At 61.5% G+C, this 13,342-nt stretch carries 12 protein-coding genes; 2 read left to right on the forward strand and 10 right to left on the reverse strand.

The features are described 5' to 3' along the window. Position 1: 1 nt before the first annotated feature. The 10 genes from I2F59_RS08530 to I2F59_RS08570 form a co-directional block, all read right to left on the reverse strand. A complete protein-coding gene (locus I2F59_RS08530) occupies positions 2-1,774 on the reverse strand; it encodes a hydrogenase large subunit (RefSeq protein ID WP_118259006.1) in 1,773 nt (590 codons plus the stop codon). Between the two features lie 3 nt (positions 1,775-1,777). After that, on the reverse strand, positions 1,778-2,143 hold the full coding sequence (locus I2F59_RS09950) for a hypothetical protein (protein WP_229065416.1): 366 nt from the start codon (positions 2,141-2,143) through the stop codon (positions 1,778-1,780). Beyond that, a complete protein-coding gene (locus tag I2F59_RS08535; protein WP_229065417.1) occupies positions 2,122-3,336 on the reverse strand; it encodes a hydrogenase 4 subunit F in 1,215 nt (404 codons plus the stop codon). The genes I2F59_RS09950 and I2F59_RS08535 overlap by 22 nt, the downstream gene beginning before the upstream one ends. Positions 3,337-3,339: 3 nt before the next feature. Further along, the gene (gene hyfE, locus I2F59_RS08540) at positions 3,340-3,993 is read right to left on the reverse strand and encodes a hydrogenase 4 membrane subunit (RefSeq protein WP_118237867.1); all 654 of its coding nucleotides are present in this window, start codon (positions 3,991-3,993) and stop codon (positions 3,340-3,342) included. A gap of 13 nt (positions 3,994-4,006) precedes the next feature. Next, entirely contained in the window at positions 4,007-5,464 is a 1,458-nt protein-coding gene (locus I2F59_RS08545) for a hydrogenase 4 subunit D (RefSeq protein ID WP_055286165.1), read from the reverse strand. 15 nt (positions 5,465-5,479) lie between these two features. Further along, positions 5,480-6,406 carry a respiratory chain complex I subunit 1 family protein gene (locus I2F59_RS08550; protein WP_195503875.1) on the reverse strand — a complete coding sequence of 309 codons (927 nt, stop codon included), beginning with the start codon at positions 6,404-6,406 and terminating at the stop codon, positions 5,480-5,482. 12 nt (positions 6,407-6,418) lie between these two features. Next, entirely contained in the window at positions 6,419-8,437 is a 2,019-nt protein-coding gene (gene hyfB, locus I2F59_RS08555; protein ID WP_195503876.1) for a hydrogenase 4 subunit B, read from the reverse strand. Then, complete coding sequence (locus I2F59_RS08560) at positions 8,430-9,047, reverse strand: 4Fe-4S dicluster domain-containing protein (protein WP_195503877.1); 618 nt, start codon at positions 9,045-9,047, stop codon at positions 8,430-8,432. Before I2F59_RS08560 ends, hyfB begins: the two co-directional genes overlap by 8 nt. A gap of 78 nt (positions 9,048-9,125) precedes the next feature. After that, positions 9,126-11,348, reverse strand: coding sequence for a formate dehydrogenase subunit alpha (gene fdhF, locus I2F59_RS08565; protein WP_195503878.1), 2,223 nt, complete (start codon positions 11,346-11,348; stop codon positions 9,126-9,128). Between the two features lie 76 nt (positions 11,349-11,424). Continuing rightward, positions 11,425-12,018: a 4Fe-4S dicluster domain-containing protein gene (locus I2F59_RS08570; RefSeq protein WP_324249591.1), complete on the reverse strand. Its 594-nt coding sequence runs from the start codon at positions 12,016-12,018 to the stop codon at positions 11,425-11,427. A 384-nt stretch (positions 12,019-12,402) separates the two neighbouring features. Here I2F59_RS08570 and I2F59_RS08575 point away from each other — a divergent pair, with 384 nt between their 5' ends. Continuing rightward, positions 12,403-12,693 carry a type II toxin-antitoxin system RelB/DinJ family antitoxin gene (locus I2F59_RS08575; protein ID WP_195503879.1) on the forward strand — a complete coding sequence of 97 codons (291 nt, stop codon included), beginning with the start codon at positions 12,403-12,405 and terminating at the stop codon, positions 12,691-12,693. Next, positions 12,686-13,162 carry a PIN domain-containing protein gene (locus tag I2F59_RS08580; RefSeq protein ID WP_195503880.1) on the forward strand — a complete coding sequence of 159 codons (477 nt, stop codon included), beginning with the start codon at positions 12,686-12,688 and terminating at the stop codon, positions 13,160-13,162. Before I2F59_RS08575 ends, I2F59_RS08580 begins: the two co-directional genes overlap by 8 nt. Positions 13,163-13,342: the final 180 nt, after the last annotated feature.

Consider the following 13,342-nt stretch of genomic DNA (forward strand, 5'->3'; position numbering starts at 1 on the left):
ATTAGAGCGCCTCCTCATCGAGCGGAGCGGCCATGGTGCCCTCGCCCGCAAGCGGCGACTTGTCGCGCCAGACGTTCTCGAACTGCTCCTTGTCGAGCACGTGGTCGCGCTTGGCGGCGACATCGGTCACCGTCACGCGGTCGGTGCAGGAGTAGCACGGGTCGAGCGAGCCGACGATCAGCGCCGCGTCGCCCACGGTGTTGCCGCGGAACATGTAGCGCAGGACCGGCCAGTTGCTGTACGTGGCGGCCTTGGCGCGCCAGCGGTAGCACTTCTGGTTGTTGCCGAGCATGGCCCAGTGCACGTCCTCGCCGCGCGGCGCCTCGGTGGCGCCGATAGCGTACTTGTGCGGGGTGTACTCCCAATCCGTGGTGAGGATGGGGCCCGACGGGCAGTTCTCGAGCATGGTCTCGATCATGTCGATCGAATCGTAGACCTCCTGGATGCGGACGGCGGTACGGCCGAAGGCATCGCAGGTGTCGGCCGTGGCGGCGTGCATCTTCTGAATATCCGGATCGGCGTAGCCGTCGAAGGGATGGTCAAAGCGCACGTCGCGGGCATAGCCCGAGCCACGCATGAGCGGGCCGACCGGCGAGAAGTCACGTGCGATCTTGCGGTCCAAGATACCGATACCGCTCGTACGCTCAATAAAGTTGGGCGTGGAGAGCAGCACGTCGACGAGTTCCTGAACCTCGGAGCGCAGCTGGTGGATGGTCGTGAGCGTGGAGAGCTTCTGCTCGGCCAAAATGTCGCGACGCACGCCGCCGATCACGTTGAGGCCGTAGGTCTTGCGGTGACCGGAGAGCTTCTCGGCCAGGTCCATGGACTTCTCGCGGACGCGGAAGAACTGCTGGAAGCCGGAGTCGAAGCCCGTGTAGTGCGACGCCAGGCCAATGTTGAGCAGATGCGAGTGCAGGCGCTCGACCTCGAGCATGATGGCGCGAATGTACTGGGCGCGCGGCGGGACATGAATGCCCTGGGCGCGCTCGACCGCCTCGGCATAGGCCACCGAGTGGGCGCAGCCGCAGATGCCGCAGATGCGGTCGGCGAGGAACGTCACGGCGTCATAGTTCAGGCGAGTCTCGGCAACCTTCTCCATGCCGCGGTGCACGTAGAACAGACGGTAGTCGGCGTCGACGATCGTCTCGCCCTCGACGAACAGGCGGAAGTGGCCGGGCTCGTCGGAGGTAATGTGCAACGGACCCATGGGGACGAGCGTGGTCTCCTTGCCCTTGGTGTCGGCCAAGAACTCGTAGTTTTCCATGTCGCTCGCGGGAGCAGGACGAAAGCGGTAGTCCATGGAGTCCTTGCGCAGCGGGTACAGGCCGCTGGGCCAGTCGTCGGGCAGCACCAGGCGACGGCGATCGGGCAGGCCCTCGGGAATCAGGCCGAACATGTCGCGCAGCTCGCGCTCGCCCCACACGCAAGCGGGGACGAACGGCGTGACGGACGGGAACGTCATCTTGGCGGGATCGACCTCGGTGCGCACGGTCACCCAGCCGGGGTCCTCCCCCTCCATGGAGATGACGTAGTACACGGCGTAGCGACCGCACAGACTGCGCTCGTCGTTGCCGATGATCACGGGAATCCAGCCGTAACGCTCGTAATACAGGTAGTGAACGGCCTCGGGCAGCTTGTCCTGCTTGACGGTAATCGTCAGCTGGTCCTCGCACTGCCACTCGACCTTCTCGATGCAGCCCGGAACGGCGCGGCGCAGGGCCTCGACATGGCTCTCGCAGCGACGGGCATACACCTTGTTCTCAGTTTCAATCATTCGTTACTCCACCTCGCTCTGAGCGGTCTCGGTACCGAACACAGCGCGGTACATCGGCGTCGCGTGAAGTTCCTCGGTGCTCTGCTCGATTACGATGCCGGTCGCGGTCTCCACACCGTGCACAAGGGGCAGCGGGGTGGCGATGCCAAACCACAAGATCATGACAGCCAGGATGATTTCGGGGATAAGCATGAGCGCCGGGGCCTCATGCTTACCCATGCCCTGGGGCGCATGGCCGAATACCGACTTGAGTGCGATACGGGTGAGCGCGGAGATGGCCACGGTAAGACCGAGGGCGACCACGACGACCAGCCACATGGGACCGGCGGTAACACCGGCGACAAAAGTCAGGAACTCGGAGATAAACATGCCGAAGGGCGGGAAGGCACCAAGACCGAGCAGCGCCAGGACGGCGAGCGCGGCGGTTGCGGGGCAACCTCGACGACGCCCTGGATCTTGGCCAGGCTACGCGTGCCAAAGGCGTGCTGAATGTTGCCGGATACGCAGAAGGCAAGCGTCTTGGTAAAGCCGTGGAACACGCAGTGCAGCAGGGCTGCGGCGATACCCAGCGGGCCACCGATACCCAGGCACAGGGCGATAACGCCCACGTTCTCCACAGACGAGTACGCAAAGCGGCGCTTGAGGTCGTCCTGGCGAAACATCGAAAGCGCCGCTACCAAAATGGACAGCGTGCCAACGATCAGCAGCAAAAGTTGCGGATACTCGGCGCCCACGGCTTGAATAGTAAAGCCGTAGAAGCGCATGATCACAAGCATGGCGCACTTAAGCAGCACGCCCGAGAGCAGGGCCGAGACAGGGCTCGGGGCCTGGGAGTGGGCATCGGGCAGCCAAGTGTGCATGGGGAACAGACCGGCCTTGGTGCCAAAGCCGATCACGATAAACGCAAAGGCGAGGCGCATGAGCGTCGGGTCGAACTGGTCGGCATACGGCAGCACGCACGACAGGAACGCGGCCTCGTGGGCGTTGGGAATCACGTCGGCGGCGTTGGCGTAGATCAGCAGCGTACCGAACAGGCCAAAGGCCACGCCGGCGGTGCAGACCATCGCATACTTCCAAGAAGCCTCGAGGGCCGTCTTGTTCTTGTAGATACCCACGAGGAACACGGTGGAAAGCGTGGTTGCCTCCACGGCGGCCCACGTGAGGATCATGTTGTTGGACAGGCACGCGAGCAGCATGGTGAACACAAACAGGCTAAACAGCGCAAAATACTGCTTGGCGCGCTCGGTGGGCATGGAGCCCTCCTCGATATCGGCCTTTACATAGGGCAGCGAGAACAGCCCGGTAAGAAAACCGATAAAGCCGATGAGCAGCACAAAGATGGCGCCCAGCGAATCGAGGTGGAACCACAGGCCAAAAGCGCTCGCGGTGTCGCCGCTCATAAGGACGTCACCGGCCGTCATAATCGACAGCACCAGGACGGCTGCGACGGAGACCAGGTTGAGACCGGCAAACACGTTATAAGACGTGTTCTTGGGCAAAAATGCCATGACCAGCGAGAACACCAAAGGAGTCGCGAGCAGGGCGAGAATCAACGTTTCCATGGACTACCCCCTCAGCTCGGACAGGTCGCGCGCATCAAGCGAGTGGGAGTCGTCCCAAATGCGACGCACGACGATGGACATGATGATGACGGCAAAGATGGCGTCGGTGGCGATACCGATCTCGATGATCTCGGGAGCGGTGGGGGCCAAAAGCGCGAGCGTCACATGGCTGCCGTTTTCCATAAGGCAGTATCCAAAGATCTGCTTCATGATGTTGCGCTGCGAGATGATGCAGGTGAGGCCCACAAAGAAGTGAGCGAAGCTAATAGCGAGCGCAGGCGTTGCGACCTCGGCCGTGGGCAGGCTGATCTGCGTCACGACGGCAAAGCAAATCGCGACCTCGACGGCGATGATGCAAATGGCCCACGCGGGCTTAAGGCCGGCCTTGAGCGATGCGTCGCTCGGCTCGCCCATCTTCTTGTATGCGCGGTTGAGGATATAAGGGACCAGGACGACCTTAGTGATAAAGGCAGATCCAGCCCACATAAGCAGCTCCTGCGCACCGGTGGTGACACCGAGCGTGGCGAGAAGCCCCACGAGCACCAGCGACTGCACCGCATACCAGTGGATGGAATGTTTGATGTTCTTGGAGACGACCACCATGGTGGACGTGACGATCAGAAGGCCGCCAAGGATGTTGACGATCGAATAACCCATGTCGTTCTACCTCCTAACCGATCCAGCTGGCCGAAAGCGGGCCGCTGACGATGACCATGATGATGAGCACGATGAACACGAACGCCATCGCACGGGGAAGCGGGGCTCCCGCAGCGACCTCGTCGCTCGGCTCGCCGGGCAGGCAATAGCCCATCCACTTGAGGAACCAGGCAAAGGTGGCGACGGTCTCGGCAACCATGATGCACACGAGCACCAGGATCGCGACGTTGCCGGCACCCACTGAGAAGCCGCCGGCGATGATCTGGAACTTCGAGAAGAACGTGTTCATGGGCGGCACGCCGGCAATGGCGAGCGCCGCGACACCAAAGCCCACGCCCGAGATCGGGTACTTCTTTACGATGCCGCGAAGCTTGGGCAGCATACGCGTGCCGAGCGTAAAGGAGAACGAACCGGCGATCAGGAAGAACAGGGTCTTGGCGAAGGCGTGGTTAAAGATGTGGCACACGGCGCCGTCAAAGGCCAACTGGCTGCCAAAGACCGAAAGGCCCAGACCAAAGAACACATAGGAGAGCTGGGCGATCGTGGAGAAGGCCAGCAGGCGCTTCATGTCCTTTTGCGGCAGGTACATAAGGAAACCAAAGAGCATGGTGACCATGGCGTCGATAATGGCGACCCAGCCCACGATCTCGGGAATCTCGCCGGCAGAGACGAGTGCACGCGCGAACACGCACACGCCGACCTTAACCATCGAGGCGCCATGCAGGTAGGCCGAAACAGGCGTCGGCGCCTCCATGGCCGAAGGCAGCCACATGTACATGGGAACCTGTGCGGACTTGGCCCAGGCCGCAAACAGCACGAGCAAAAGAACGATAGCCTTGAGCTTGGCGTCGAGGCCGGCAATCGCGGTAATGGCGAAGGTGCCGGTGTGGGCAAACACGATGGCGGCGCCCAGATACAGGCCGAGCGCACCGATATGCGTAATGATCAGGGCCTTCATGCCAGCCTTCTTGGCCGTAGGTGACATGTAGTAGCTAATGAGGCCCCAAGAGCACGCACCCGTGATCTCAAAGAACACGAGCTGGCCCAAAAGGGTCGAGCTGTACACAAGGCCGGCCATGGCGCCGATGAAGGTCGCGAGGTACGCGTAGAAGCGACGGCGCGGTGCGTCGGGATGCTCACGGTTATTCTCGCTCATATAGGGAATCGAATAAATCACGACAAGCAGGCCGATACCCACAAAGGCGGGCGCGAGCAGCGTGCTCATGCGATCGAAGGTGAATCCCATGACGAGGGTCTGCCCAAACGAGATCAGGGGGACCTGCGTGTCGGGCATGCCGGCGCCAGCGAAATTCGCGGCGAGGGCAATGGTGCAGACCGTCGAGACGGCGGCACCCAAAACGCTGAACCACTTGGCGTACGGACGGGGGAACAGGGCGACGAGCACCGAGGCCACCATCGGGGCCGCGATAGCGACCAAGCCGAGAAGGGACAGACTGACTGCAAATGACATTGTTTCTCCCTTCTCCTACACGCCGACGACCACGAAGACAAACGCCAGAACAGCGATGCCAACGACGGCCCAGGTCTGATTACCGAGTACCTTAAAACGCGAGCGCGAGCAGGAGTTCTCGATCACGCCGCATACGACAAAGTCGATCAGGCACTTCACCAGGAAGATGACTGCGCCCAGAACAGCGGCGGTGCCCACGGTCGCGGGCTCGCCCCAGGGGACGAAGATTGCGCAGAACCAGGCGACGACCAGGACCTGTTTCATGGACATGGCAAGCTTGGCCATGGCGAGCGACGGGCCCGAAAGCTCGGCGAGCGGACCTTCCTGAAGCTCTTGCTCGGCCTCGGCCTGATCAAACGGCAGCTTGCCGAGTTCCATGTAGCAGGCAATCGCAAAGGCGATGCCGGCGAGGATCACGGCGACCGGCGCGTCGATGGCGCCCGTCATGATGTGCTGACCCATAGTGGCGATGTCGGTGGAGCCGCACACCAGGGCGGCGGCAAACAGCGCCAGCAGCATGGACGGCTCGATGAGCACGCTCATGAGCAGCTCACGGACGCCGCCGATACCGGCGTAGGCGTTGGACGAATCCACACCGCAGAGGGCGAAGAAGAAGCGGGCGAGCGCCAGGCTGTACATGATGGTGATGGCGTCACCAAAGACCGGGATGGGGCTTTGTGCCGTAAAGAGCGGCAGGCCCATCGCGAGCATAATGGCGACGGCGAAGAACAGCGGCGGCATGATGCGCAGCGCAAAGCTCGCATCCTCGCTCTGGGACTCGGGGCGCGCAAAGAGCTTGGCCAGGTCGCGATAGTCCTGCATGATGCTGGGGCCGCGACGGTTGTGCATCTTGGCGCGGATCACGCGGCCGAGACCGGAGAAGAACGGTGCGACGGCCATGACGACCACGCCCTGCAGAACGGCAAGTACGATGTTGTTCATGCTCTCCCCTCCTTAACCCATTTGCACGGCGAGCACGAGGAACACCACGAGTGCCGCGACGATGTAGCAGATATAGATGCTGTAGTTGCCGCCCTCGAGCTTAGTCGCGAGGTCGGCGAGCTTCTCGACACCCTTATGCGGGGCATCGACGAGAACCTTGTCGGGTACGGGCTCAACAGCCTCGGCCACACCGGTGAGCTTCTGGAAGAAGTGCGCGATGGACCAGCAGACGGCCGTGCAACGATCGCGCAGCGTGTAGAGCGGCTGCATAAACCAGGACACCTCGGAGGCAAAGGTCGTGGCCACGACGGGCATATGCTCGTTGGGAGCATAGCCGCATGCCCACGGCTGGGACTTCTGCACCTTACCGACGGTCTTGAGTTTGCGATAACCGCAGGCAAGGCCGACGAGCACCACGAGCGCAATGGCGATCGCGGGCGTGGAGGTGGCAGCGCCGGAGTACTGGTTCATGAGCTCCATGCCCTCGGCGGCAAACACGCCACCGTACGGATGCAGCACGGACGCGGCGACATCGACCAGCACGGGCGCGATCACGGGAGCGCCAATGCCCAGCACGACGCAGATGGCCGCGAGCAGGCCCTGCGCAAACACCATGGGGGCGGGAACCTCCTTGGCATTGGCCGCGGCCTCGGAGCGGGGCGCGGAGGCAAAGGAGACACCATAGGCCTTGACGAAGCACGTGACGGCCAGAGCGCCGGTAATGGCAAGCGCGACGGCAGCGAACACGGCTACGATCATGACGGCCTTGTCACCCTGCATGGCAGCGTTAAAGAGCGACTGGTAGGTAAACCACTCGGACACAAAGCCGTTGAAGGGCGGGATGGCCGAGATGGCAAGCGCGCCAATAAGGAAGCAGATGGCCGTTGCCGGCATACGACGGAACAGGCCGCCCATCTTCTCCATATTGCGCGTACCCGTGGAGTACAGCAGCGCACCGGCGCCCAAGAACAGCTCGCCCTTAAACATCGCGTGGTTAAACGTGTGGTAGAGGGCGGCCATCAGTGCCAGGACGGCGATGCCGACCGAGTTGAGCGCCATGGCGGCCATGGAGGCGCCGACGCCGAGCAGAATGATGCCGATGTTCTCGACGGAGTGATAGGCCAGCAGGCGCTTAATGTCATGCTCCTGCAGGGCGAAGGCCACGCCGAGGACCGACGAGATCGCACCGAAGACCATGACCATAAGGCCCCACCAGACCTGAACGCCCGAGGCGGAGAGCAGGTCGAGACCAACCTTGAGGATACCGAAGATACCGATCTTGATCATGCCGCCGGACATGAGGGCCGACACGTTGGACGGCGCCTCGGGATGTGCCTTGGGCAGCCAGCCGTGAAGCGGGATGATACCGGCCTTGGCGCCAAAGCCAAAGAAGGCAAGCACGAAGCACACGGATGCGACCGCGGGGCTAAACTGCGTGGCGCGGAAATCCGCAAAGGCAAACGAGCCGCCGGCGAAGTTGGTCATGGTGAGGAAGCTCGCCATGATGAGCACAAAGCCCACGTGCGCGATCACAAAGTAGAGCCAACCGCCATGGATGGAGTTCTCGTTCTCCTCGATCACGACCAGGAAGTACGAGGTCAGCGACATGAGCTCAAAGGCGACCAGGAACCAAAACACGTTGTCGGCGGTGATGACGAGCATCATAGACGCCACGAAGGTGTTAAAGAAGAAGCCGGCGCGGCCCTTTTTGCCCGGGTACTCATCAAAGTAGTTGAGACCGTAGATCGAACCGGCAAACGCGAGCACCGAGATGAGCGCCACGAACAGGCCGGACAGCTGATTGAGCAGCAGCTGGAAATGGGCAAACGGGAAAAACACGATGGTGTCGACCGACGTGACATCGCCCAGCACGGCCTGGATACCGGCCACAAACGAAAGCACCGCGGCAACGGCACCGATAAGGCAGCCGGCGGTCTTGGCGGCGTTATCGGCCTTGATCAGCAGAACCGAGGCGAGCGCACCGATGCACGAGACGGCAAACGATGCGATAAACAGCGTCATGCTATCCATTGTTTACGCTCCCTTCTGCTTTCTCGGACAGACCCTGGGCCACAGCCGCCACGTCGACGGCAGGGCCGTTCTGAATCGAACGCAGGCGCTTGGCCTCGTCGAGTTCGCGATCTGCCGCGCCGCCCATGACGGTGAGCGCCTTGGTGGGGCAAGCCGCCACGCAGTGCGGACCCTCGGGGTCGAAGGCGCACAGGTCGCACTTGACGGCACAGGTGTACTGGCCGGGCGCCCACGTAAGCAGGCTGCTCAGGGACTTAGGGTACGAAGGCGTCGGGTCGCACATGCCTGCGACACCGGCAATAGACGTGCCGTCCGGATGGATGGCGCCGAAGGGGCACGCGATGGCGCACAGCCTGCACCCGATGCACTCCTGCTCCTTAACGTGGATGCGGTCGCCATCGTGCTCGATGGCGTTCACCGGGCAGACCTCGGCGCAAGGGGCACCCTCGCAATGGTGGCAGGCCAGGGCGGCCGAAATGCCGCCGGTCTTCACGAGCGCCAGACGCGGCGTGTCCTGAAGACCCTGCATCCGGTGGGCATCTGCACAGGCGGACTGGCATGTTCCGCAGCCGATGCACCTCTCCGGGTTGATATCGATGAAGCGGTTCATCCCCACTTCCTTTCAAAATAACGGGCCGGGCGTCCGATGCGCTTGGACGCCCGGCCCAAAAAGCCAACGAGAACGGGACTACACGATTTGGTTCACGTGCGTCTCGTCGTCGAACTTGGCGGCGCCGGGCTCAACATCCTGGGGAGCGGCTGCGTCCACCAGAGCCTGCTTGAGCTCGGTGTACTGACGCTCCACCTCGCCCTCGGCCCACACCTGGTCGGCGATGGCGTCGACCTGGCAGGCAGAGAACTTGTCCTCGGGCGTGTGCGAGACCGGGTCGACCTTGTGCATGGTCAGCTCGTTGCACTTGCCGATCCACCACTGGTAGGTCATGTAGACCGTGCCCTTGTTGATACGGTCGGACACGTCCGCGCGGCTGTAAACCTGGCCGCGGCGGCTGTGAATCGAGACGATGTCGCCGTTCTTGATGCCGCGGGCCTTCGCGTCCGCGGGATTCATGCGAACGAAGCCGGGCTCGTCGGCAAGCAGTGCCAGCGTCTTGCAGTTGCCGGTCATCGAACGGCAGCTGTAGTGGCCGACCTCGCGGACGGTGCAAAGGATGAGCGGGTACTCATCGTCGGGAAGCTCGGAGGGCGCCTCCCAGTCGTGCGCCATCAGGTTGGCACGACCGTCCTTGGTAGTGAACTTGCCGCCCGCGAACATGTCGGGGGTGCCATGGTCGTTCACATCGGTGCTCTTGACGGGCCACTGTGCGTAGCCGCCCTCGGGAGCCATCTTCTCGTAGGTCGCGCCCACAAAGTTGGGGCACAGGCTAATGCACTCGTTCCAGATCTGCTCGGTGTTGTCGTAGTGCATGGGGTAGCCCATGCGCGTGGACAGGTCGGCAAAGATCTCCCAGTCGTGACGGCACTCGCCCTTGGGCGGAACAGCCGCGTCAAAGTGCTGGAAGCTACGGTCGGATGCGGTAAAGACACCCTCGTGCTCGCCCCAAGAGGTGGCAGGCAGGATGACGTCGGCGAGCATGGTCGTCTGCGTCATAAAGATGTCCTGGCAAATGAACAGATCCAGCTCGGAGAGCGTCTTACGCATACCGGCCGAATCGGGCTCGGTCTGCACCGGGTCCTCGCCGTAGTTGTAGAAGCAGTGCACCTTGCCCTCGTCGACCAGGTGACCCAGGTCGGTGAGCTTGTAGCCCTCCTCGAGAGGCAGCTTCTCCTCGGGCACGCCCCAGGCCTTGGCGAACTTGGCGCGCGCGGCCGGGTCGGTGACCTTTTGATAGCCAGGGTACAGGTTGGGCAGCATGCCCATATCGCAGGAGCCCTGGACGTTGTTCTGGCCACGCACGGGCGCGAGGCCGGAGTTGGGTTTGCCGATCTGGCCGGCAACGCAGGCGATGGAGGCGATGGTGTGCACCGTCTTCAGGTTCTGCTTCTGCTGGCATACGCCCATGCCCCAGCCAATGATGGCGGAAGGCTTCGCCGTGGCGTACATCTCGGCAGCTTGGTGGATCAACGCGGGCTCGACACCCGTGATGTCCTGTACGGATTCGGGAGTGTAGTTCTTGATGGTCTCCCACCACTCGTCAAAGCCGTTCGTGTGCTCGGCGACGAATTCCTTGTCGTAGAGGCCATCGTTGACCAAGCAGTTGGCAAAGGCGTTGAGGAACGCGACGTTGCAACCGTTCTTGATCGGAAGGTAGAGATCGGCGATACGCGCGGTTTCGATATGGCGCGGGTCGGCGACGATGATCTTGCAACCCTTTTCTTTGGCTCGCACGATACGCCTTGCGACGATGGGGTGCGAATCGGCAGGGTTATAGCCGAAGAGGAAAATGCAGCCCGCATCCTCCATACCGGGGATGGAGCATGACATGCAACCTGAACCAACCGTGTCCATCAGACCGAGGACAGTAGGGCCGTGTCAAGTACGGGCGCAGTTGTCTACGCTGTGGGTGCCGATGCACGCACGCGTAAACTTCTGCATGACGTAGTTCGCCTCATTGCCGCCGCCTCGCGAAGAGCCGGTGGTCATGACAGCGTTAGGACCATATTCGTCAATTATGGCCTGCATCTTAGATGCGGTGAAATCCAGCGCCTCGTCCCAGCTTACGCGCTCAAGATCCGCGCCCTTAGTGCGGCGGATCATCGGGTGCAGTACGCGAGGAGTCAAGATCTTGGTGTCGTTGATGAAGTCGTAGCCGCTCATGCCCTTAAGGCACAGCTCGCCCTGATTGGTGATGCCGTTGAGCGGTTCGGTACCCACGACCTGGCCGTTTTGGACCAGGAGGTTAAACTGGCAACCGGCGCCGCAGTACGGGCAGATCACTTTATGCTTCTCCATGACACCCTCCTTCCTTTCTCTGCTACCGAGTAATCGGTACGTATATGACAATCGTTGGGCTTGTATGGCCGCCCGTCTACGCCTCGTTTTCGATGGTGGCGCGGGCACGCTCGGCAGTCAGTTCTGCCAGGCGCTCCTCGTCTACCAGGGTGAGGCCCTTGGTCGGGCACGCCTCGGCACACGCCGGACCGCCGGGACGGTCCACGCACAGGTCGCACTTGAGCACGAAGCTCTTAGTCTGCGAACCCACGCGCACGTCGCCCATCAAGACGGGGACCTGCGTGGTCGCCACGCTCACGGCGCCAAAGGGGCATGCCATGACGCAGCTCTTGCAGCCGATGCAGTTGTCCTCGTTGACGCCGATGCGATGGTTCTTTGGATCAAAGAACAAGGCGCCCGTGGGGCAGGCCTTGGCGCACGGAGCGTCCTCGCAGTGGTGACATGCCACCGGCGCGGAAATCTCGTAGGTGCGCGTTACGCGCAAGCGAGGTGCGGCGATGTTGCCGGGAATATCGTGTGCCTCGATGCACGCCGCCATACAGGTTTGGCACCCAATGCAGCGTGAAGAATCAGCCACGACTCGTTTATTGCCCATGTTGTTCACTCCCTCCTGAATCCCATGCCGGAGAGACCCTGCCGACGTTGCCCCGGACCGCCCGTGGTCCGGCATCGGCGTATCGAGTGCATGCGGCGAAACAGGCACTTCGATAGAATTCCTCCAACGATATACAGGTTAAATATACGCAGTTGCAGGGGGCAAACTTGAGCATAGGCCCTGCAATACGGGTGTATTGCAGGGGTTTTGGCAGGTTGGAATTATTCTCTAGAAGCTATAAAGGTGAGTGTATTACATGCGTACGCCTCAGAGATTTTTACGCGCTCTCATTTTAGATGTACTACGCTTGTATTCAAGTTAATGGTTATTTACTTGAGCGAAATAAAGTAATCGTTATAAGATGCTCAAGTATCGGCACATGCCGCATTTGACCGACTATATTGCACGCTCATTAAGGGGGCCAGTGATGTCATCGACTCAAAACGAGCCATCCTGCAGGTGCGCATTCGCGAGGAAGACAAGCAGCATGCCGAACATCTCTACGACGCCATGGGCACATCGCTCGCCGAGGCCGTCCGTCTATTTGTCGCGCAGAGCATTTTGATGCGCAAGCTCCCCTTTCAGCCGGTCGCCGTGCGCTCAAAGGACGGCACCGCCGCCTATGGATCGCTCAAAGCATACGGTGACCCCAATCGCCGCTCCGAGGAGCGCAATGCCTGGATTGAGTACCTCGCTACAGAAAGCGACGATTCGATTTTGGGTCCCGAGGAAGTAGATATCCATGAGTAGCACCATCATCGACGAGACCGTCATCCTTCGCTATCTGCTCGACGACGACGAGGTCCTGTCACCGCGCGCCGCCAAGGTCATCGCCACGCGCACCGCTCGTGTCCATCCCGAAATCATCACGCGCGTCGTGGTCACGCTGCGCGACGTCTATAAGGTTCCCCGCGTTGAGATTGCTGCGGCCATGAAAAGGCTGCTCGATGACGTCATGGTCGACGAGCCCACCGTTGTCGCCCTTGCCGTCAAGCTCTTTGGCAAGACCCATATGGACTTTACCGACTGCCTCCTCGCAGCCCGAACCGCCATCTACAACGATGATGTCGTGAGCTTTGGCAAGCCCATCATCCAAGGCATGATCGACTACCGCCGCCAGCGCCAAACCGCCGCCGACGCCCGCAGCCGAAGCACCGACGCCCGCGGACACGGCACCGACTCCACCATCGACAAGCTCCGCCACCGCCCCCGCAGCTAACCCCATCCCCATCTGAGTTGCGGTGAAATAGTTCCTGGATTTAGGCTTATTCGAGCTTTTGGGGGTGCGGACAGAAAGTTGGACCGCGGGGCGGTCCGGACTGTGGAGTGGGTATGATGAATTGGACACCTAGTTAAGAGCGAAAGGTGTTCAAGATGACCCAAAGAAGAAAGCGATACG

It is taken from the genome of Collinsella aerofaciens, from assembly GCF_015556945.1.
GTDB classification, from domain to species: domain Bacteria; phylum Actinomycetota; class Coriobacteriia; order Coriobacteriales; family Coriobacteriaceae; genus Collinsella; species Collinsella aerofaciens_AO.

What these genes read in the sequence shown, in the direction of transcription:
- I2F59_RS09950 (WP_229065416.1), bottom strand. Translation starts at nt 2,143, where the DNA reads ATGTTTATCTCCGAGTTCCTGACTTTTGTCGCCGGTGTTACCGCCGGT.
- hyfE (WP_118237867.1), bottom strand. Translation starts at nt 3,993, where the DNA reads ATGGGTTATTCGATCGTCAACATCCTTGGCGGCCTTCTGATCGTCACG.
- hyfB (WP_195503876.1), bottom strand. Translation starts at nt 8,437, where the DNA reads ATGGATAGCATGACGCTGTTTATCGCATCGTTTGCCGTCTCGTGCATC.
- I2F59_RS08580 (WP_195503880.1), top strand. Translation starts at nt 12,686, where the DNA reads ATGAGTAGCACCATCATCGACGAGACCGTCATCCTTCGCTATCTGCTC.
- I2F59_RS08550 (WP_195503875.1), bottom strand. Translation starts at nt 6,406, where the DNA reads ATGAACAACATCGTACTTGCCGTTCTGCAGGGCGTGGTCGTCATGGCC.
- I2F59_RS08530 (WP_118259006.1), bottom strand. Translation starts at nt 1,774, where the DNA reads ATGATTGAAACTGAGAACAAGGTGTATGCCCGTCGCTGCGAGAGCCAT.
- I2F59_RS08560 (WP_195503877.1), bottom strand. Translation starts at nt 9,047, where the DNA reads ATGAACCGCTTCATCGATATCAACCCGGAGAGGTGCATCGGCTGCGGA.
- I2F59_RS08570 (WP_324249591.1), bottom strand. Translation starts at nt 12,018, where the DNA reads ATGCCGGACCACGGGCGGTCCGGGGCAACGTCGGCAGGGTCTCTCCGG.
- I2F59_RS08545 (WP_055286165.1), bottom strand. Translation starts at nt 5,464, where the DNA reads ATGTCATTTGCAGTCAGTCTGTCCCTTCTCGGCTTGGTCGCTATCGCG.
- I2F59_RS08535 (WP_229065417.1), bottom strand. Translation starts at nt 3,336, where the DNA reads ATGGAAACGTTGATTCTCGCCCTGCTCGCGACTCCTTTGGTGTTCTCG.